Origin of the sequence: Nocardiopsis sp. CNR-923, from assembly GCF_001942255.1 — a bacterium.
Taxonomy (GTDB): Bacteria; Actinomycetota; Actinomycetes; order Streptosporangiales; family Streptosporangiaceae; genus Nocardiopsis.
Map to the genome: position 1 here is coordinate 120,682 of NZ_MKKC01000022.1, position 20,949 is coordinate 141,630.

A 20,949-nucleotide genomic window follows, 5' to 3' on the forward strand; every position below is an offset into this window, starting at 1 on the left:
CCGCCCCTCGGCGGGGGCGACCCTCCCGGTTCTCCCGTGTGCGAGGGCGGATGCCCGTCAGGTCTGGTGGGAGTGGTTCTCCGGCGTGGGGACGACGCCTTCGGGCGCGCTGTCGGGACTCCCGGCGGGGCTGGCTTGGACATCGGCGCTGATGCCCTTGGGCGCCGTGCCGGCGGGAGGGGAGCCGCCCTCCTCGGCTGAGGCGGACTCGCCCCTCTCCGAGGGATCCGCGGACGCCGACTCCGTGCATTCGGCTGGCCGGCCGTCCTGCACCGTTTCCCCGGTCCTGTCCTCGGATCCTTCTCCCGTCTCTCCGTCGCCCACCGAGGCTTCGACCGCCGCGGAGTCCGCGGACTGCTCGGCCGAAGGGAGTTCAGGAGACTCTGGGGGCGCGCCCTCGTCGGTCCGATCGAGGCTGCCCCGGTCGGACACGGGGGGACCGGGTCGGACCGGAGGCGTCGCGGTGGCCGCGGACGACCGGTGCGGTGCGGCGGCGGTGCGGCGAGCGCGCCACACGAAGAAGGCCCACACGGCGAGCGAGAGCACCCCGAAGCCGACGAACAGGGCGGCGGTCGCGAGGAACGACTCGGGCTCCGTCTTGCCGGCCACCTCGTCGGGGTGCATATGGAGCAGGTACACGAAGACGAACGCCCCCGGAACGAAGGCCAGCGCCCAACGCAGACGGCCCCAGCGCCAGAGGCGGTGCCCGTCCAGGAACTTCATCGGCAGCAGGCCGAACACGACCGTCTGGATGCCGAGCAACGCGGTGGACGACAGCGCCTTGTCCAGGAGCCGGGCTCCGAACGGGGCTCCTCCTTCCACGACGACGGGGTGCAGGGAGTTCCAGAACAGGTAGCAGGCGACGGCCAGGGCCAGCACGCACAGGGCGCCCGTGAGCGTGGCCCGACCCTCGTGCTCGCGGACGAAGGCGTCCCGGGCGGAATCGGGCATCCCGAGTTTGGCCCCGCGGTCGGCCACGGCGGTGAACCCTGCGATCAGGCCGTAGAAGTAGCCGGGCTCGAAGTCCGCCGCCGCGGAGGCCGCCGAGCACACGGCGACGATCGCCAGACCGGCCGGAAGCACCTCGAAGCGGCCCGGTACCTGGGACCAGGACCAGTCGCGGGCGTGGACCACCCACGCGTACAGCACGGTCACGGCGAGCACCGCGATGAGCAGGCCGAGGAAGTCCAGAAGCGGTGTGCCCTCGGGGGGATCCTTCCAGCCCGACCAGACCGGCAGCGCGGCCGACAACCCCCAGAAGACGAGGAACGCCGCAAGCGCCCGGCGGGAGAAGAGGGCCCGGCCCAGCACACCCGCCTGGAGTAGCGCGCGCAGGCGCCGTCGCCAGGCGCGCGGGCGTCCTCGGTTTCCCTCCAGCGCCTTGTTGAAGATGTCGGAGGGGAAGCCGAGCAGCAACCACACCGTGCCGCCCAGGGCCGCGGCGACGGCCAGGGCCGTGAAGAGGGTGGCCGGGTCGGTGCGCAGTTCCGACAGGAGGGGGATTCCGTCACCGTCGCCTGACACGGGTTCGGGCTCCGGGGCGGCGGGCGGGGCCGCGTACCCGTTGATGAAGGGGAACTCCAGGCCCTCCCCGATGATCGGATCCGTCGAGGAGAGGCTGTACCCGGGGACGGTCAGCAGGTGCGAGCCGGGTTCCAGATCCGGGGGGAGCGCGAACCCGTCACCGGCCGCGTCGAGGGTCACCGGGTCCCCGTCGATCTCGACCTCCAGCACGTCGCGCCCGTCGGGGACGATCGGCAGGATCCCGTCCCGAATGACGGGGTCGACTGGGTCCACAGTGTGCGTCGGCTCGAAGTAGGCGAAGGGAGGCGCGAGGAACTGGCTCGCCACCCGTTCCCAATCGCCCTCGGGTGAGAGGCATTCGATGGAGGCCGTGAAGTCGCGATAGGGCATGCTCTGCGACGGCTCGTCGGGGAACCGGTACCCCGGACGGTCGAACATGACCAGGAGGTCGTCGGGGTCGGCGTAGAAGACGGAGTACTCGTCCTGGGACATCTCGAAGGAGATGTTCGGGTCGCCGGCGCTGGACGTGAACTCTCCGCCGCCGAACAGCCGCACACCGCGACTTTGCTCACCACCGGGGCCCTCGGCTCCCTCGGGAAGCGCGCACGCGGCGGCGTCGGGCACCACGGCCAGGAGCACCACGTCGGAGCCCGGGTTCCACAGCTCGTACCAGCGGGCGGACCCCTCGGGCTCGGATTCCTCGTCTGCGTGCGCGGCCGGGGGAGGGCTCGGAACCCCGACCAGGGCGAGGGCGGTCAGGGTGGCGCAGGCGCCGACCCAGGCGGATGAGGACCATCGCCGACGGTCCCGGCGGGATCGGGCGGTGGGCTCGGCTCCGAAGACGGCGGGGAGCGCTCGGAGCCGGTGACGTCCTCTCCGCCGCTGGGCTCCGAGAGCGGGTTGCGTTCGGCCGCTCGCCTGGTCCGAGGATCGGCGGTGACCGTGTGCGGCTCGCTGCATGGGGGACTCCCGGTCGCTTCCGACGACAGGACGCAGATCTCATCATCACAGCGGTTTCGGGCCCTCGCCGGGCGATGGCCGGATCCGGACGCCTGCCGCGTGCTGGGTGCGGCGCGGGGCGCGGCGTGTGCCGGACGGGGGCGCCGGTGCGTCGTGAACGGGGACTTCGCCGATCACGGGGCGGCGCACGCCCCGGTCGCAGAACCGGTCGGTCAGGCGCACGACAGCCACGTTCGGGGGGCGACCTCCGCCGCGGCTGGACCGGCGCCATCGACTCCTCCGGCGCGAGGCGCGCCCTCCAAGCCGGACTCGCTCGCGGACACGGCCGGTGCGGGCTGGAGGGGAACCGTGCTCCGGAGGTCGAACCGGCTCACGTCGCGGACGACGCCGTGCCAGGACCGTCGTCGGGCGCGGCCCCGGCGGCCGGTATCCGTTGCCCCTCGCCGCGGAGTCGCTCCAGGACCAGGTCGAAGGTGAATCCTGCGCTGAACCCCAAAGGGATGACGAAGAAGAGCAGACGGCGCGCGTCCAGCATGTCGAGCAGGTCCGGCACGGTGAGCAGTTGCGCCGCCACGTACAACAGGACCGAGACCGTTCCGGCCCCCAGCCCGCGCACCCCCGCGTGCAGCCAGGACCCGCCCTCACCGAAGGAGTTGCGGATCAGCGCGCCGGAGACGGCCGCGGACATCGGTGCGACCAGGAGGGCGGCGAGGCTGGTCGCCGAGGCGGGAGCGGGTCCCCCGACCAGGGGGATGGCGCTGAGCGCTGCTGCCAGCAGCAGTCCGGCGGCCAGGATGACGCACGCCTCGGCCCACCGGTGCAGTCGGGCCCGGGTCCGTTCCCCGCGCGCCCGCGCGTCGCGTTCGTCCGCGTGCCGCACGAGCGTCGCGACCAGGTCCGTCGCGGACTCGGGCGACCACGGCGCGCCCATGAGCCGCATGTCCTCGTCCGTGGCGTGGTTGCGGACCTTGTCGAGGTTGGTCCACACCTGTTCGGCGCCGCCGCCGAATGCCGCGACGGGCAGGATCGGGACGTCCTGCGCCATGGCGAGGATCCCGGTGATGCGGGTGGACTGGCCGCCGCCGACCAGGATGACGCCGTCGGCTCCCAACAGGGCCCGGTAGAAGGGCACCTCCCACTCGCCGCTCGTGTCGCGGACGGTGCGCACGCGCGCGGTGGAGGACTCGGGCAGGGGGAGGGTGAAGGTCTTGTGGCGGGGAGGGTGCGCGATGATCGTTCCCGGGGACCGCGCGGTGGAGGCCTCCGCGTAGCCCAGGGCCGTCAGCGCCTCCGCGTACGTGGGCCGGTCGGAGAAGACCAGGAGATCGCATTCGGCGGCGGCGAGCGCGCGACCGATGTCGTGGCAGGCGTCGCGGGCGCCCCAGGTTCGCGGAGGGGCGGACGGTAGGTGCGGTCGGGGTCGACGCTGCCGACCACCGCGATCCGCCGTCGCGGTCGTCGCCGGGCTGCCGCCGCGTTGGCGGGCGGGGCGGGCGGCATGGTGCTACTCCTCGGGGAGGTCGTCGCGGATCGAGCGGATCGCCTGCGCGTGACCGGTGGCGCCGGTGGACGATTCCAGGGCGTCGGCGACCCACCCGAAGACGTGGGCGCGCCGGTACTGCGTGCACAGGTGTTTGAGCAGGTTCTGGTGGCGTTCGGGGGAGGGCGAGGTGTGCGGCCACTGCCAGGCCTGGAGTGGAACCCCCATGGGTCGGCTGCGGGCGATCCCGTCCAGGAATCTGGACCAGGTGTCCTCCTCGTCGAGGGAGGGGACGTGGGAGAGGATGTGCACGAGCTTCTCCGACGGTGACAGCTCAGGGGGCGGTTCCGGGACCGGTGTCGACTGTTTCGGACGCCTCCAGGCGCTCGCGTCCCAGGAGAGTTGAGGTCCCTGGCCGTCGTCCAGAGCGGGCAGGTCGTGGGAGAAGGCCTCGACGACCAGGGTGGCGATCGTCTGGCAGGTCTCCCGGTAGGGGCCCTGGTTGTCTCGGTCCATCAGGTGGAGGACACCTCGCCGCCTGGCGTCCTGGTGCACGTACCAGTCGGTGCGCTGCTGTGAGCGGATCGCGTCGGGAATGGGAGAGGACAGGGGGCGCCAGATCACGGGGATGATCCACGGTACGCCGGCGTCCGTGTGATCCCCGCGCCTGCGGATTCGCTCGTCCACCGTCCACCACTCCTTCGCGCACCAGTCACTTCTGAAGTACCTGTCGCTCAGGAGCGCCACGAGGCAGCCGACGGTGGCGCATTCCTTGAGGAGTCGCCGTTTCCATCCGGGGCCGGGCGTCAGCGTGGGTCCGCTGACCGCCCGCGTCTCCTCGTGTCCTTGCAGTCGGACCGCCCTTTCGAGATCGCGGAGGAACCTTTGGACGTATTCCCGCTCGGGTGCGCGGTCGCCGTAGCTCAGGAAGAAGTGAGGGGCCTTCATGGATCACCGCATCACGTAGGGGGGGAACGCAGGGCTGTGAGCAGACGCTGGATCATGGCGTCGTCGAGACCGTAGAGCGGTATGGGACGCAGGGCCCCGCTTCCCGGGGGCGGGTCGTGGTCGACCTGGACCCAGACCGCGCGTGGTCCGCACGGTGCGCCCGCGGTGCCGCCGGATCCCACGGGCAGGCGCGCGGCGGCCGTCCAGTTGCGTGAGAGCACGACGACCTCGGCGTCCGAGCGCGTCTCCCGCGTGGAGGACGCGGCGAGTGACCCACGGGGGTCGTGGTCGACGAGGTCGACCCGGTACCCGGCGTCGACCAGCAGGCCGCGCAGCCAGTTCGCCCACGGCCGGTCGGCGGCGACGTGGTTGATGGCCACCCGGTGCGTCCCGGCGCGGCCGGCCGTCTCGGGACCACGGGAGGCAGGGCGTCTGGCGGTCGTTCCGAACGCGGGGCGCATGTGCGCCACATCGCTCTCCGGCCACGGGCGCAGCGCGAGCCGCTGCGCGTTCAGGACGCGGTCGGCCAGTGCGGCGAGCAGGTCGATGTAGGCTCCGTGGTCACCGCTGGTCCGCATGAGGTCACGGACCCCCGTCGGGGCGCCCACGGGATCGTGCACGGGGGGGACGTTCTCGGGGAGCGGTCGGCGACAGGGACTCCACAGCAGGGGTATGAGCGCCGCCGCCTCGGTCGGCGGTTCGGGGCCCGAGCGTGGGAACGGCACCAGGGTGCGACGCGACGTGAAGATCCGCCACTGCCGTCCGCAGGCGGCGTCCGCGAAGTAGGCGTCCGACAGACAAGCGATCATGGCCGGGACCGTCGACGACGCCCGCACGGGATGCGATTCCGGCGTGTCGGGGCCGGCGACGACTCCCAGGACGGCACGGCCGAGCCGACGACTCAGCTCACACTCCAGGTCGGTGTGCAGACGGCGGATCCACGTGCCTTCGTCAGCGGCAGCGTGGCTGGTGAGAAAGAGACATTCCACTGTTCCCCTCACGTCCCGGTCGATTCTGTGCGAACATCACACATATCCTCACCGCTCGCGGTCTTCCGGCCGGGACTTCACGGCTCTTTCGCCGATTATACGGCGCTTCCCAGCACCATTGAAACACCTCACGCGGCCGGATGCGGACACCGGAGATTTCGCCTGCTCGCCTGGGGCATGAATGGAACCGCTTGGTCAAGGGGACTGCGCGTCGACGAGGTGTGCGCATGTGGTCGCACCCATTCCTGGCTACGGTCTGGGCGTCGGTCGAGCGGCCGCTGTGGCGTTGTGAATGATTTCACGCTAGATGCGAACTGTGGGGATAATACAGTGAAAGGGGAAATCATGACTGAATCAAGGGAAGTGTTCCGGTACACCTCCCCGGGGGTCCACCGGGCACCCCCCGCTCTCCTGCCGCTGCTGGGCAAGGACAAGAAGGAGGGAGACGGCGGCGAGACCAAGGGTGGAGACGGATTTGAAGCGGCCCCTCCACCGCTGCGCGGACTCGCGCCGGTCAGCCGCGCGCGTACGGTGGCGCAAGCCAAGCGCGACGAGCGCACGGATCGTCCGCTCGCATTCGACACCGTCGTCCTCAAGGTGCACAGCCGCTGCAATCTCTCCTGCGACTACTGCTACGTGTACACCTCGCCCGACCGGAGTTGGGCCCGCCGCCCGCGGGTGATGGAGAAACCTCTCATGCTCACCGTCGCCGACCGTCTGGCGGAGTACGCCTCGCGCCACGGACTGGACGAGGTGACGGTGATCCTGCACGGCGGAGAACCGCTCCTGGCGGGGCGTGACCGCATCGGCTTCCTAGCCGGGGCCGTGCGCGCGGCCTTCGAGGGCCTGGCGACCACGGTGCACCTGGTGTTGCAGACCAACGGCACTCTGCTCGACGTCCCGGTCCTGCGTGTACTGGACCGGTGGGGTGTCACGGTGGGCGTCAGCGTGGACGGCGGCGCAGCCGAACACGACCGGCACCGCCGGTACCCGTCCGGCCGCGCGAGCCACGACCGCGTCGCCGCCGCGCTGGACCTGCTGCGCTCACCGGCCCACCGGCACCTCTTCGGCGGACTGCTGTGCACGGTGGATCTGGAGAACGATCCGGTCACCACCTACGAGTCCCTGGCGGAGCACGAGCCGCCGGTCCTGGATTTCCTGCTGCCGCATGGAACCTGGGAGGCGCCGCCTCCCCGCCTGCCCTCCCAAGGAACTCCCTACGCCGACTGGTTGATCGCGGTCTTCGAGCGCTGGTGGGCCGATTCGGAGACCCGGGTGAGGATCCGGATGTTCGACTCGCTGTTCCGACTCGGCCGCGGCGGCTCCAGCCTGCGGTCGGACCTGGGAACCGCGCCGGTGACCTGTGTGATCGTGGAGACCGATGGGGCCATCGAGGTGCACGACAACCTCAAGATCGTCTATGAGGGGGCCGGGGTCACCGGGCGCAACGTGATGAGGGACGGTTTCGACGGCGGCGGGCCGGTCCACGAGAAGACGTGCGCCGCGTGCGCGCGATGCCCGGTGTTCACGATCTGCGGTGGCGGCACGCGTGCCCACCGCTACCGGGCGGTCAACGGGTTCGACAACCCCACGGTGTACTGCGCGGACATGCGCCGACTGATCGAGCACGTCGAGCGACGGGTGTCAGCGTGGGTGTGCTGAGGCCAAAGTCGCCTTCTCAGCGTGAGAGGCCGTCCGGCACCCGCCGCCGTGCGCGGTTCCAGGCGGCGTTGGCCGCGAAGTGGAGGAGGTTCGCGGTCAGGATCGCCGGAGCCACGATGGCCACGGTCTCGGGGAAGGACGGTTGCAGGACCAGGGCCAGGATGATCGCCGTGATCCCGTTCTGCTGTCCGAGTGCGAGGGAGATCCGGTCGTCTCTCGGCAGGCCGCGCGTGATGGGAATGCTGACCACTGCCTGGGAGAGGAAGGCGAGTGCGCCGAGCACCATGCCCTCGACCGGCGACACGCCCTGGATCAGGAGCAACCCCAGGCAGAACGAGGAGACCAGCAGCGCGTACCGCACCAGGCCGTCGACGAACCGCTCGGACAGCGGCCGGAAGAAAAGGCCGACCAGCGCGATGCCCAGCATCAGGAACTGGGCCGCCGCCAGCGCGAGCAGACCGCCCAGATACGTGGTCCCCAGAACACGCCGCGCGGGCGGGGCCCCGCCGGTCCCGCTGGCGGCCGACGCGTCCTCGCGTCGCCGTCGAAGCTCGCGTCCCAGCCACCACAGCAGCAGCACCGCCGCTGCGAAGGCCGCGTTGGCGACCAGGTCGAAAACGTAGTCCATGGCACCGTCGGCTCCGGTCGGCGCGGCGCGCCCGGCGGCTCTGAGCGCCAGGGCCGAGAAGTAGACGGTGAGCAGGACCGTGATCGGGTCGTCGAAGGACGACCACGCGGACAGGATCGACCGGGCGCGGGGGGACAGCCGCCCGTCGCCGCGCAGGGCGGCGACCGAGAGGGGATCGATCTGGGCCACAGCGACCCCCAGCACGATGTACTCGGGACGCCCGAACGCCAGGTACATCACCGCCGATATCAGAGCGGCCTTGAGCAGGACGCCGACGGTCACCGCCATCAGCACGGTCTTCACATGGCCCCGTGTCTGGCGCACGTCGATGCCCGACGTGCTGCCGTACAGCCCGATCGCGAGCAGGGCAGCGGCCACCATGAGGTACGCCCCGGACTGGCTCAGGTCACCCAGGTCCAGCACCCCGGCCACCGCCAGACCACAGCCCGTGGCCACGAGGGCGGACAGCAGGGGCAGCGTGAGTGCGCGCCGCGCCGCGGCCAGGACCGAGGACGACGGAGTCGACGGTGAGCGCTGGCTCCCGTCCGCGCCCCGTCTTTGCTCACTGGGCATGGTCAGCGGCCCCGTCGACTCCACGGATCTGCCGCAATGTGGAGGCGAGCTGTCTGAGCACCTGCTCGGTCGTGTCCACCCGGTTCTGGTCGAGCGTGACGCCGACGAGGTAGGAGCCGTCGCACAGGCCGAAGTAGTAGACGGCGCCCTCCTCGACGTCGACCACCATTTCGCCGAGCGGCCCGCCCCACTGCGCCAGGGCGGAGCCGTTGATCATCCGTACCACGCGGTGCAGCAGGTTCCCGATGTCCTGGTAGCGCGAGCGGCGCTCGTCCACGGTGATGTCGCGGAAGAAGACCGCCAGGGCCGGATGGTCGAGCAGGTCGACGGAGAAGGTGAAGCGGCTGTCCTCGAAGCAGGCGACGTAGTGCAGGTCATCGGCCGCGACGGCGAACGTGCACGCCTCGTGCTCGGTGCCCCGTCCCTCCGTCGATCCCTGCGTCACGAGTGGTGGATCGCTCCCTTCATGCTCCTTCCAGCTGGGAAGCATCGTCGAGAAACCCCCCGGGTTCTGGCTGCCCAGGCCCATGATCGACCGCAACCTCCCGACCAGGGCCGCGGTGTTCCTGTCGGCGGCGTCGACCTCCTCGGGGCCGGTGCCGACCACGGCCGCGACGAGGTATTCACCGGGGCGTACCAGGTAGTAGAGCACGGCGACGGGGGGCAGGAGCAGCACCATCCTGATGAGTCGCCCACTGCGGACCGACGCCAGGGAGTAGTCCACCCGGGTGTGCACGAAGGCGAGGCGGCGGCCCATGCGGTCCACCTGTGAGCGCACGTCGTCCTGGTCGGCGGCCAGACCGAGTCCGAACAGCGCCGAGGTGACGGAGAAGGAGAGCAGGCCGTGGTCGAAGTAGGACAGGTGGTGGATGCCGCCGTCACCGACCCCGTCCTGGCACTTGTCCACCAGCGGGTCGTACTTGGGCCCGTTGGCGTGGGGGGCCCGAGACACCTTGGGCTCGTGGTCGGCGTCGAGGTCGGACATGGGGTGCCTTTCGTCAGCCGTCGATGAAACTGCGCCCACCGCTGCCGGTCTTGCGGTTCTTGCGCCGGTTGGTGCTGTCGTTCCAGTTGGCCGCCGCGATCTCACTGTGTGGATGTGAGGGACCGAAACGGTCGCGGTAGGCGGTGTCGGTGTCGGTGTCCAACTTCAGGGCCTTGTCCGGCTCGCCGTTGGCGACCAGGCTGTTGGCCAGGTTGATGGCCGCGCCGAGCGTGAACGGGTGGTTGGGCCCGACGTGGGGGTCGGCGGCGAGCCCGCTGTGCGCGCGCTCGGCCAGCGACAGCGAGGTCTCGGCGTCTGCGAGCCGTTCGTGGTAGGCGGACAGGTGGGAGCGGGCGACGTGGGTGCGGGGGTGCTCCTGCCCGTAGACCCGCGTGTGCGCGTCGAGGTTGTGCTCGGCCTGCCCCAGGGCGTCTTCGAACCGCGACTTGGCCGCCAGACACGCGGCGAGTTCGACGCCCATGTCCAGGCTCCTCGCGTGCAGGGCCCCGTGCAACCTCCGATGCAGTTCGTATGCTCTGCGTGACTCCTCCAGCGCCGCGTCGAACTCGCCCATCCTTCGTCGCGTGGCGGCCAGTTCCTTGACGGCGTGCAGTGTGTGGGACGACGACGCGCCGACGGTCTCGGTCAGACCATCGATACTCAGCCCCAGTTGAAGCTCGGCGCTGGCGTGCTCCCCGCACAGGCGCATGTACGTTCCCAGGTGGTATCCGGTGTACCAGGTCGATCGATCGCGGTCCTTGAGCACCCGTGCGCGGGCTTCGAACACCCTTTGGGCGGTGTCCCGGGCCGACTGGTAGTCCCCCACCGCGACCAGGGAGAGGGAGAGGTTGTGCTCGGCCCGCAGCACTTCGCGGTCGTCGGCGCCCAGTTCCTCCAGGTAGAACTGATGAGCCGCCTGATCGTGCTCCAAGGCCTCGTTGAAGCGCCCGAGGAAGCGCAGATCCCGGGCGCGGGCCTGCTGGGCGAGCAGAGAGTAGCGGTTGCGCGGACCCTGGGTGGAGTGGAGGAGGTCCAGAGTCTGCTTGTTCACGCTCTCGGCTCGCGCGTTCTCACCGAGGTTGGCCAAGGCGTTGGCCCACTGCGTGCCCACACGCAGCCGCAGGACGTCCTCCTCGCCGAACCTCTCGGTCCACTGGTGGAAGAGCCGCTCGGCCCAGCGCTCCGCCCGTTCGTTATCGTTCGACCAGCACAGGTGACGGACCTGGTTGGTCAGCCACCGGCGCACCTCCTCGTCCGTGGAGTCCAGGGCGCCGGAGCACTCCACGTGACGGGCGAGTTGGCGGTACAGGGCGTCGTGGCCGCCGCCGTGCGGCTGCTCGTCGGAGGGCGCGCAGGAGGCCAGGACGCGCTGGACGGCGGTGCGGCGTCGTGCCCTCTCCTGGGTGCTCATGCGGTCGAGGACTTGGTCCCGCACGCTGCGGTGGATGCGAAAGACGTGGTTCTCCTCGTCGTTCTCCACGAGCAGGAAGCGCGTGACCTGGTGCGTGACGGCTCCCGTGTCCTTGGAGCCGTCACGTATCTCCCGGTCGGCGTCGCCGTACTCGCGCACCGCCGGCGCCGAGCGCAGCAGCCGGGGGTCGATCGCGTCCAGGTCGAGGAAGGCGCACAGTTCCAGCAGGCGCAGACTCGCGGGATGGAAGTCGCCCAGTTCGTCCAGCAACAGGGGTGTCACGGGGGAGGGCGCGGTCGTGTCGCCGCCGTCCTGAACGGCCGACTCCTCCAACAGCCGAAGGAACTCCTGGGCGGAGTCGGGGTCGTGGCCGCGCAGGTTGCGCGCGTTGATCGCCTCAGCGGCCTGACGCAGTCGCGGCGGCAGGTGCCCGAGTTTGTCGGCGAGTTCGTCGGCGACGGCCTCGGGGAGGTTGCGCAGCCGTCGACGCAGCACCTCCCTGCTCTCGGTCGGATCGAAGGTGGGAACCTCCGTCCACGCGACGTTCTCCAGGCCGCGCCACTCCTGGTGGTAAGTGGTGACGATCACGTGGCAGCCGTCCTGCGGGATCAGGTCCCTGAGGTCTCCAACGTTGCATGCGCCGTCGAAGACCAGCAGGACCCTTGGCCAGCGTCGGCCCTGGGTCAGTTCACCCAGCAGCGCCCGCGCCGCGGTCGCGTGGTCGCCCGTCGCGGTGAACCCGGCCTCACTGGCCAACGAGGCCAGGGCCGCCTCGGCCAGGTCTGGCTTCTGCGCCGGTATCCACCACTGGAGGTCGTAGTCGAACCTGAACTGGTCGGCGAACTCGCGGGCGATCGCGGACTTGCCGATCCCGCTCAGGCCGGTCAACGCGAACCAGGGTTTCCCGTCCATGGTGTAACCCAGGGTGTCGCGCATGCGCTGGATGATCTCCTGACGCCCGGTGAAGTGCGGGTCCGACACGGGAAGGTTTTCGAGCGGTCCGTGCAGTCGGGCTCCCGGCTGCGATCCGCTGAACCGGTATCCGGGGAACCGCGGACCGTTGACGGGAGCGGTGCGGCGTCGCGCGAGCGCGTTGCCGCCGAAATTGTCCAGCAGGGTCTGCCGGGCGTCGTCCTCGTCGTGGAGGTGGAGGCTCACCCTGTCGACGTCGCCGAACGCCTCGTCGGGCACGCCCTCGCTCACCTTGACCCCGACCAGGCCCGGGGTGGACCCGGTGCCTCGCGCCGAGTGCCGGATCTGCATCGCCCTCTCCGCGGTGAGGGTGTTCGGCAGGTTCTTCGACATCACGAGCAGGACGGTCCGGTCCCTGGACTCGGCAGTCGGAGGGCCGTCGGACTCCGGTGCGAGGCGGGTGACGGTGGACCCCGCCCACTCCAGCTGCGCCTGGATCCAATCGGCCCAGCCGCGGTCGCGCGGGTGGAACAGGAGTTCGACCCGCGGCAGGGTGTACCAGGAGCGTCCGAGCGAACGGCCCCGCAGGACATCGCGCTGTCGCTCCGTCAGGTGCCGGTCCTCCGGAACTTTCACCCCGGTCAGTGTGCGAACCATCTGCGCGGAGGTCGAGAAGAGGGTTCCTTGGAGTTGGGGCCGGTCGACGAAGGCCGCCAGGATCCGGTCGTTGCCGACGCGGCGCCGCTGGGGGATCTCCACCTTGCTCAGGTACCTGGCGACCTCGTCGCCGCTCCGGCCGGGCATGTGCTCGCCCAGATCCTCAGCGGCCTTGTCCCTCATCCCCTCCACGTCCTCGGCGTCGACGTCCACCCTGGTCGGGATGGGACGCACCAGGACCTGCCCGGAACTCCCGTCCCGGATGTGGGTGGCCGCGCGGAGCGCGTCGCCGATACCGCTCTCCGTCAGGGGGAAGCACAGCGCGACCTGGTCGGGCAGGATCGTGGTGCAGTGGTCGTGCAAGGGTTCCCCGGGGTCGGACGGGGTGTCGACGAGCACGTAGTGGTAGCCCTGGCTCAGGGCGGAGCGGCGCAGAGACCGGACGAACTCCTTGCTCAGGGGTGAGGCGAGGAATCCGGATCCGACGATCATGTTGACCTGGGACTGGTACCCGGAATCCCCGGTGCGCCCAGGCCCCAGGTAGTGGATCGATCCCTCGGGGATGCCCTCCAGCGGCCTTTCCCGGGTGAGGTTGAGGTAGTACTGGTCGACCTTGGCGTGGTCGTCGCAGAGCTTGCGGGCGTCGGCGGCCGTCGCCCGGCCCACCTCCGCCTCCAGGGCCTGAACCATGTCCACCAGGCCCGGTGCGTCCGTCCGTCGCCTTTCCTCAGGCGAGGTCCTGAATGCCGAGAAGTAGTCCAGGAGTGTCGGAGAGCGCAGATCGGCGTCGATGATCAGTACCTTCTTGCCGACGCTCGCGAGGTGCCACGCCGCGTTCGCGACCAACGTGGTGCGACCGGTTTCCGCGCGCGACGAGTGAAAGGCGATAATGGTGCCATCGCCCGTCTGCGGCGGCTGGGCACCGGTTGTTGCGCTCATGGCGGCTCCCTGTCGGATCGGTTCACCTCACACCCGGGGGCTCGATACGGTGTGCGTGCGCGCCGTGGTCGAGGGCGGCCCGCGTGGGCGAAATGGCGCTCCGAGGAGGCGCGGGCCGATGAAGTCTAACCCGGTCATTGTAGCCCGAGGGAAGAACCGAGATGGTTTCGGTGTGTTTGTTGTCCATTGTGCGACGGCGGTTTCTGGCGTGCCCCATTGGGTGCCTGAATTCTCCGCGCGGACGCTCGGTGTCCGATGTCGTCATCGTTAGGATGTGTTCTGGGTGATTTGTTGCTTTTGATTGATATTCAGCCAGAGGTGTCGCCATCGCACGCGTGAGCGGCGCCGGGGCGCGCCCCGACCGCCAGGTCACCGTTCGCCGCTGGGAGGGCACCCCCGATCCAGGTGGGCGGCGACGTCGCCGGGGCTGCCGAAGAGCCCGTGGCACACGTGGCACGTACGCGCCCCGCGGTCGACGCGGCTCTCCTCCTCGGTCGTCTCCCTCTCCGGCGGTCCGCCGCCCCAGGCGGTCCGGTCGTCCTCATCCGACGGCATGGGCGCGCGTCCTCTCCCGTGTGCGGCCGCGAGGCTCGGGCAGGCACGACGGCCCGCCTCCCCGGGCCGCGTGACCCGCCCCGTCCACGGGACCGGCCTCTCCGGCACGTGACGCAGGCCTCATGCCCCGCCCCTGACGTGCCCACGCGTCGGTGGCCGGTTGCGGCCCCTCACCGGAACGGGGGTTTGGGCGTCGGCCGTCGTCCGGGCGGACCTGTCCCCGCGCGCGGTCGCCAGACCGGGTCACGCCGCGTCGGCGCGCAGGAGCAGCAGCGCCGTGTCGTCCCTGCGGTGGGGGACCTCGCTCACCTTCGAGGTCAGCTCGTCGGCGGCCCGCTCCACCGGCAGGTGGTGCAGCGCCGCCAGCCGGTCGGCCATCCCGGCCTTGGCCTCGTCCAGGTCGATCCCGGGCGCCTCGATCAGCCCGTCGGTGTACATCGCCAGGGTCGCGCCCGGGAGCAGCTCGAACTCGGTCTCCGGATACTCCGCCTTCGGGTCGATCCCGAGCAGAAGGCCCTCCGCGCCGACAGGATGTGGCCGCCGTCGATCCCGCCCATCAGCGGTTCCGGGTGGCCCGCCCGCGCCATGCGCACCAGCCCGGACACCGTGTCCAACCGCAGCAGGAGGCAGCTGGCGAACAGTTCGGACTCCATCATGCACAGCAGCCGGTTGGTCTGGGTCAGCACCTCGCCGGGCCTGCCGTCCCTGGCCGTCGCGTACGCCAGGACCGCCGTGCGCAGCTGTCCCATCAGCGCCGCCGCGGAGACGTTGTGCCCCTGGACGTCGCCGATCACCGCCGCGCACCGGCCCGACCCGAGCGGGATCAGGTCGTAGAAGTCGCCGCCGATGTCCATGCCCTCGGTCCCCGGCAGGTAGCGGGCCGCGCTCGACAGGCCCTGGATCCGCGGCAGCCAGTGGGGCAGCATCCCCGCCTGCAGCCCGCGCGCCAGGTTGAGCTTGAGGTCGTACAGCCGTGCCCGCTCCAACGCCTGTGCGATCAGGCCGCCCAGCGAGTTGAGCACCGCCCGCTCCTGCACGGTGAAGTTGTGCGGCCGGGTGAAGCCGAGCATGCACGCGCCGATCGGCCGCCCGGAGGCCACCAGGGGCAGGAACGCCCATCCCTCCATGTCCTTTTGGACGTACACCTCCGGCGACGGGTAGACGGTCTGCAGCTCCTTGAGGGACCGGAAGAACCCCGGCACCCCCGTCATCGACGCGCGGGCTGCGGGCGCCGTGGCGTCGGCGGGCTCCCCGTCGATGCTGGCCACGAAGGCCGGGTCGAACCCGCGCTGGCCGATCAGGCGCAGCTGCCTGCGCTCGGCGTCGTGGGTGAACAGTGCCAGCGCGCTGGCGCCCACCGCGGGGACGATCTCGTCCGCCACCAGGTCGATGACGTCGTTCACACTCGCCGCCTCGGTGAGCGCTGAGGCCAGGTGGAGGATGTGGTAGAGGACGCCGGCGCGGGTCGGCGCCTGACGGGTGTGCGGCTCCTCGCCCTCCCAGTCGACCTCCGTCTCGGAGATCAGCACGCTGACCCCCGTCTCGCCGGGATAAAGGCGAAACGACAGCCACCGGTCGGGCGGGCACAGCGCCACGAACTCCGTGGGACGGTGGCTGAGCACCGCCGCCCGGTACCGGTCCTCGTACACCGGGTTGTCGAGCCACGGCAGGGCCGTCCAGGGATGGTGCCCGACGAGCCGCTCGTGCGACTCGCCGAGGAGCCGGGCCGCGGCGTCGGTGACCATGGTGACGCGCCCGTTGACGTCCAGGGAGCACAGGCCCTCGGGCAGCCGGTCGACCAGTTCGGTGAGGACCTCGTGCGGATCCGAGGCGGCGGGCGGCGGACGCAGCGTGTAGGGGGCGGGCGTGGGTCTGATCGGTTGCCCCATGGCACGGGCGCGATCCAACGTGTCGACCATCGCCCGCGAGGCTCCGGCCAGCGCCTCGCGCTCCTCGCCCGACAGTCCCGGCCGGTCGGAGCGGCCGATCACGAAGAACCCGCCGAGGATCTCGTCGTCCGTCGCCAGCGGGTAGGCGACGGTCGCGAAGTCGTAGGGAACGGTGATCGCGGCCCGGGGGAACCGCTGGGCCAGCTCCTCACCGCTCGGCAGCCACACCAGGTGCCTTTCCCGCGTGGCCTCGGCCACCGGCAGAACGGTGTTCAGCGAGACCCGGAACCAGGAGCGCAGGAGATCGCGCGCGACTCCCGCGAGCACGGACATCACCAGGGTGTCGTCACCAGGGTCGATCAGGTAGACGGCCCCGGCGTGCCCGCCGACCGCCCGGATCACGCGGCGCAACTCCCCGCCCAGGTCACCGAGCCCCGGTGCGTGCTCGGCGGTGCTCTCGCTTCCCGCGGTCGCATCGGACATGGTCCCTCCCCATGTCACCTCAGAGTGGCACGGCTCCTTGTTCGACGATACGCGCCGCAGATCACGGCGTCGGTAAAGGCGTGACCACGTGTGCCGGCCCCGCCTCTCGGGCCCCGTGTCGGGGTCGCGGGCACGCCGTCCCAGGGTGGACGATGGAGGGTGAGGACGGAGGGAGCGCTCGTGCGATCGATTCTGGTTGGTGTGGACGGCTCCGACGCGGGTCTGCGCGCCGCTGAGTGCGCCGCCCGGGAAGCGGTGTGCCGGGGAATCGGACTGACGCTGATGACCGTGTACGACGGCGACCTGACCGTGTCGGTGTCGCGCTGGCCCTCGGACCTGTTGGAGCGGGAGGCCGTCGCGGCGGCGGAGGCGGCGGCGGCGCACGTGCGCGAACGCTGGCCGGAACTGGACCTCGACGTCCGCGTGGTCGACGGCTCCCCGGCGGCGGAGCTGCTCAGGCACGCGCAGGACTTCGACGTCGTCGTCGTGGGCAGGCGCGGCCGGGGCGGCTTCCCCGGGATGCGGATCGGCTCCGTCGCCTACCAGGTCGCGGCGCACGCCCCCGGGTACGCGTTGGTGGTGGGCGAGGAGGGGATGGACCCGGACAGGACCGAGGTCGTGGTCGGCGTGGACGGGTCCCGGCACGCGGACCGGGCGCTGCTGGCGGCGCTGCGGACGGCGGAACTGCACGGGGACCGGGTGCGGGCGGTGTGGGCGTGGTCCGCTCCCGTGTTCGCCGAGGCCGGGATCGGTCCGTGGGGCCGCGTGGAGGAGGAGATGGAGGAGGAGCAGAACGAGGCGCTCAGCGCGGTGCTGGCCCGGCGCCTGCTCGACTTCCCCGACGTGGAGGTGGTCCGGCAGGTGGTGCGGTCACAGCCGATGGCCGCGCTGCTGGACGCGGCGGGCGACGCGCGCATGATCGTGGTCGGGGCCCGAGGCGCCCGCGGGTTCGCCCGACTGGCCCTCGGCGGGGTCGCGCACGCCCTGCTGCACCACGCGCCCTGTCCGGTTCTGGTCGCCCACCAGGACTGAGGGGCCGCGCCGCGGTCGTCAGTCGTCCGTCATGACCAGGACCGCGGCGCCGTCGACGCGGTCGGCGGCCAGGTCGGCCAGAGCCCGGTCGGCGTCCTCGAACCGGTAGGGCGTGGTCTGGACGGACAACGGGTGCTCGGCGGCGGCGGCGAGGAACGCGCGGGCGTCGGCACGGGTGTTGGCGGTCACGCTGCGCACGCCTCGCTCCTGGAAGAGGTGTTCCTGGTAGTTGAGCGGCGGCACGTCGCTCAGGTGGATGCCCGCGATCGACAGCGTCCCACCGCGGTCCAACGCCGCCAACGCGGTGGGGACCAGGTCGCCGACGGGGGCGAACAGGATCGCGGAGTCCAGCGGCTCGGGCGGGGCGTCCCGGGGTCCCGCGGCCGAGTGGCAGCCCAGGTGCAGCGCGAGTTCGCGCGCCCGCTCCGACCGGGTCATGACATGGACCCGCGCGCCCCCGGAGAGCGCGACCTGTGCGGTGAGGTGGGCGGAGGCGCCGAACCCGTAGATCCCGAGCACCCCCTCGGCGGGCAGGTCCGCGCGGGCCAGTGCCCGATGGCCGATGATGCCGGCGCACAGCAGCGGCGCGGCGGTCGCGTCGTCCAGCGCCTCCGACAACGGGTGCACGTACCGTTCGTCGGCGGTCAGGTAGCGGGCGTAGCCGCCGTCGATGTCCCAGCCCGTGTACGTGGAGTCGGGGCACAGGTTCTCGTCGCCGCGGCGGCAGTAGCGGCACTCCCCGCAGGTGCCAGCCAGCCAGGCCACCCCCACACGAGTCCCCAGGGCCAGTCGGCCGGCCTCCTCCCCGAGGGCGACCACGTCGCCGACGACCTCGTGCCCGGGTACCGTGCCCGGCCTGCGGGGCGGCAGGTCGCCCTCGGCCAGGTGCAGGTCGGTTCGGCAGACGGCGCACGTGCGCACGCGCACCACGACCCGGTGCCCGGTGGGCGGCCGGAGCGTCCGCCGCTCGCGGCGCAGCGGACGGGTGGCGACCGGCCCCGGCGCCCGACCGCCCAGGCGTCGAATCCGGTGTTGCCGAAAAGCTCCATGTTCTGACCCCAACACGGATGGAGTCCCAGGTCAACGGGGTAAGGCCGGTGCCGGGACGGCGGCGCGGACAACCGTTCGGGGTGTAGCGTGGAGGGAGGGGGAAGGACACCGGGAGCGCGGTCGACGCGGCGCCCGCGCGTTCCCACGACGGGGTCCCCAGCCGCTCATCCGCGTGCCCGAGGAGGCGTTTCCCGTGCCGCGTTGGCTCAGGGCCGGAGTCGTCGCCGTCGTTGTGATCGTCGTGGCGCTCCTGGCGTACCTGCTTTCTTCGATGCTGTTCGTGACCGAGGCCGCGGGGGCCCGTCCATGGCCCCTGACCGCGCTCACCGTGTGGGACGCGCTGTTGCTGGGGGTCGCCGTCGCCGTCGCGGTCTTCGGCTGGCGCTACGTTCACGGGGTGTTCCCGCACTCGGTCGGCGGCGCGGCCGCCGTCCTGACGAGTCTGGTCCTGCTGCTCGCGGCCCCGTGGCCGTACACCGCGGCGAGGACCCTGACCGGCGTCGAGGCAGGCGCCGCGCTGTGGGTCGACCTCGTGTTCCACGTTCTCATGGGCGCCGCCGCGCTCGTCGTGGTCGGCGGGATGGTCCGGCTCGCCCGCGACCGCTGGATCTTCGAGGCGGGCCGGGAGCACGCCAGGTCGGCGCCCACGGCACGCGCCAGACCGGTGAAGGGCAGGCACCACAGGACCACGAGCTGACCTCGGGCCACGTCTCCTCCCGACGACGCCCTCCGGCCCACCCGAACTCCGGGTCGTGCCCGGTCCGGACGCTCCGGGCATCCGGATGCCCCACGCATCCCGGCGTACGATGGGTGGACGTGCCGTCGAGGGGGGGACGATGGCCCGGATCACCCGGGCGGAGCAGCAGGCCCGCAACCGGTCGCGTGTCCTGGCCGCGGCCGGGGACGAGTTCGCCGAGCGCGGGTTCCGCGACGCCAAGGTCGACCGCATCGCCGAGCGCGCCGAACTCACCCGGGGCGCCGTGTACTCGAATTTTCCGAGCAAACGCGCTCTGTACCTGTCCGTCCTGGCCGAGGCCGCCGAGCGCGCGGTCGACGAACGCCTTGCGGTCGGGCCCGCATCGCCGCCCCCGGCCGCGGGCACGCCCCGTGCGGTACTGGGCGCGTTCGCCCGCGCCTTGCTGGCCGGACCCTCGCCCGGCGCGCCGCCGGGGTGGGCGGACCCCCTCCCCGAGAGCCTGGACGACGCGCCGCTGCGGCAGGCCTTCACCCAGCTGCTGCGGCTGGAGTCGGTGCTGCTGGGCCTGTCCCTGGAGACTCTGGCGGGACCTGGTACGGGTCGCCGCGTCCGCGTCGCGCAGACAGCCCTGACCACCCTGTACGGCGCCGTCCGTCTGGCCGGTGCGGCCCCGGGCTTCGTCGACCCCTTCGGTGTGATCGGCGCCTGCGCGAACCTGGCCGACCTGGATGTGGCGGACGCCTGGCCGCTTCCGTACCTGGAGCACGTGCCGGCTGCGGAGCCCGCGGACGCGCCGTGGTCACCTCCGGGGGCGTTCGACGCGCTCCGCCGCGAACCCGCCGACCTGACCGGCGACGGCGTGGTCGTGGTCCTGGGCCTGCACCGGTTGGAGGCCGTCGAGGAGGCGGTGCGCTCGGCCCCCGGAGGCGCGGACGTGACGGCGGTCGTGGTCACCGGGGATCGGGGGGAGCGGATGCCGCTGGCCCGGTCGGTGCTCGCACGACTGTGCGCGGCGCTGCGGGAATCCGTGCCCGAACACGCGTGGCCGCCGCCGCGCCTGGTCCTGGACGACGGCGGCGCCGTCGCGGCGGCGGCCGGTGTGATCGGGGTCGACGACGCCACCGAGGCGGCCGTGCGGATTCGCGGCGGTCGGATCACGGCCCGTGCCGCGGGCCGGGGCGCGGGTCACGCCGTGGCGGCCGTCACCGTCGCGAGCCCGCTCTGACGCGGCTCCGCTGTGCTTTGCCACCTACCGCGACTCGGGATACGGTGCATTTCAGATGATGGGATCATCTGAAACCCTGGGCGCCTTCCCGTGGCTCCCCTCGCGTGAGGAGAAGGTTCGATTGGCACGCACCGGTGACAGTGGGCCGCCGCTCACGTGTTCGTTCTGCGGCAAGGACCAGCGCGTCGTCCGCAGGCTCATCGCGGGCCCGGGCCGCATCTGCATCTGCGACGAGTGCGTGGGCCTGTGCGACGAGATCATCGAGGAGGAACTCGCCGACGCCACCGAGCTCACGTGGGACAGCCTGCCCAAGCCGCGGGAGATCTACGAGTTCCTGGACTCGTACGTGA

14 protein-coding genes and 1 pseudogene are annotated in these 20,949 nt (G+C 71.5%); 5 read left to right on the plus strand and 10 right to left on the minus strand.

Features of this window, described 5'->3' with window-relative positions; genetic code table 11:
• Positions 1-57: 57 nt before the first annotated feature.
• From BJF83_RS01810 to BJF83_RS01825, 4 genes are all read right to left on the minus strand, one after another.
• Positions 58-2,484: an FGLLP motif-containing membrane protein gene (locus tag BJF83_RS01810; protein ID WP_075924911.1), complete on the minus strand. Its 2,427-nt coding sequence runs from the start codon at positions 2,482-2,484 to the stop codon at positions 58-60.
• A 370-nt stretch (positions 2,485-2,854) separates the two neighbouring features.
• Positions 2,855-3,652 (minus strand): hypothetical protein, encoded by a 798-nt coding sequence (locus BJF83_RS01815; RefSeq protein ID WP_075924912.1) that lies wholly within the window; start codon positions 3,650-3,652, stop codon positions 2,855-2,857.
• 336 nt (positions 3,653-3,988) lie between these two features.
• Positions 3,989-4,912 (minus strand): toll/interleukin-1 receptor domain-containing protein, encoded by a 924-nt coding sequence (locus BJF83_RS01820; protein WP_075924913.1) that lies wholly within the window; start codon positions 4,910-4,912, stop codon positions 3,989-3,991.
• 11 nt (positions 4,913-4,923) lie between these two features.
• Positions 4,924-5,721 (minus strand): toll/interleukin-1 receptor domain-containing protein, encoded by a 798-nt coding sequence (locus tag BJF83_RS01825; RefSeq protein ID WP_143831751.1) that lies wholly within the window; start codon positions 5,719-5,721, stop codon positions 4,924-4,926.
• A gap of 525 nt (positions 5,722-6,246) precedes the next feature.
• Here BJF83_RS01825 and BJF83_RS01830 point away from each other — a divergent pair.
• On the plus strand, positions 6,247-7,563 hold the full coding sequence (locus BJF83_RS01830) for an FxsB family cyclophane-forming radical SAM/SPASM peptide maturase (RefSeq protein ID WP_083678372.1): 1,317 nt from the start codon (positions 6,247-6,249) through the stop codon (positions 7,561-7,563).
• A gap of 16 nt (positions 7,564-7,579) precedes the next feature.
• On the opposite strand, the gene BJF83_RS01835 is transcribed toward BJF83_RS01830, so the two are convergent.
• From BJF83_RS01835 to BJF83_RS30240, 5 genes and pseudogenes are all read right to left on the minus strand, one after another.
• A complete protein-coding gene (locus BJF83_RS01835) occupies positions 7,580-8,764 on the minus strand; it encodes a cation:proton antiporter (protein ID WP_075924915.1) in 1,185 nt (394 codons plus the stop codon).
• The gene (locus BJF83_RS01840) at positions 8,754-9,749 is read right to left on the minus strand and encodes a hypothetical protein (protein ID WP_075924916.1); all 996 of its coding nucleotides are present in this window, start codon (positions 9,747-9,749) and stop codon (positions 8,754-8,756) included. The genes BJF83_RS01835 and BJF83_RS01840 overlap by 11 nt, the downstream gene beginning before the upstream one ends.
• A gap of 13 nt (positions 9,750-9,762) precedes the next feature.
• A complete protein-coding gene (gene fxsT, locus BJF83_RS01845; RefSeq protein WP_143831752.1) occupies positions 9,763-13,668 on the minus strand; it encodes an FxSxx-COOH system tetratricopeptide repeat protein in 3,906 nt (1,301 codons plus the stop codon).
• A 369-nt stretch (positions 13,669-14,037) separates the two neighbouring features.
• On the minus strand, positions 14,038-14,223 hold the full coding sequence (locus tag BJF83_RS01850; RefSeq protein ID WP_075924918.1) for a hypothetical protein: 186 nt from the start codon (positions 14,221-14,223) through the stop codon (positions 14,038-14,040).
• A 243-nt stretch (positions 14,224-14,466) separates the two neighbouring features.
• Positions 14,467-16,595 (minus strand): annotated as a pseudogene (locus BJF83_RS30240) (SpoIIE family protein phosphatase).
• Positions 16,596-16,775: 180 nt separating this feature from the next.
• Here BJF83_RS30240 and BJF83_RS01860 point away from each other — a divergent pair.
• Positions 16,776-17,627 (plus strand): universal stress protein, encoded by an 852-nt coding sequence (locus BJF83_RS01860; protein WP_083678375.1) that lies wholly within the window; start codon positions 16,776-16,778, stop codon positions 17,625-17,627.
• 18 nt (positions 17,628-17,645) lie between these two features.
• Here BJF83_RS01860 and BJF83_RS01865 read toward each other — a convergent pair whose 3' ends face one another.
• On the minus strand, positions 17,646-18,692 hold the full coding sequence (locus tag BJF83_RS01865; RefSeq protein WP_394329285.1) for a zinc-binding alcohol dehydrogenase family protein: 1,047 nt from the start codon (positions 18,690-18,692) through the stop codon (positions 17,646-17,648).
• Between the two features lie 178 nt (positions 18,693-18,870).
• Here BJF83_RS01865 and BJF83_RS01870 point away from each other — a divergent pair, with 178 nt between their 5' ends.
• The 3 genes from BJF83_RS01870 to BJF83_RS01880 form a co-directional block, all read left to right on the plus strand.
• On the plus strand, positions 18,871-19,374 hold the full coding sequence (locus tag BJF83_RS01870; protein ID WP_075924920.1) for a hypothetical protein: 504 nt from the start codon (positions 18,871-18,873) through the stop codon (positions 19,372-19,374).
• Between the two features lie 139 nt (positions 19,375-19,513).
• Complete coding sequence (locus tag BJF83_RS01875) at positions 19,514-20,599, plus strand: TetR/AcrR family transcriptional regulator (protein ID WP_075924921.1); 1,086 nt, start codon at positions 19,514-19,516, stop codon at positions 20,597-20,599.
• A 121-nt stretch (positions 20,600-20,720) separates the two neighbouring features.
• A partial coding sequence (locus BJF83_RS01880; RefSeq protein ID WP_316042176.1) for a ClpX C4-type zinc finger protein occupies positions 20,721-20,949 on the plus strand: 229 nt, incomplete at its 3' end.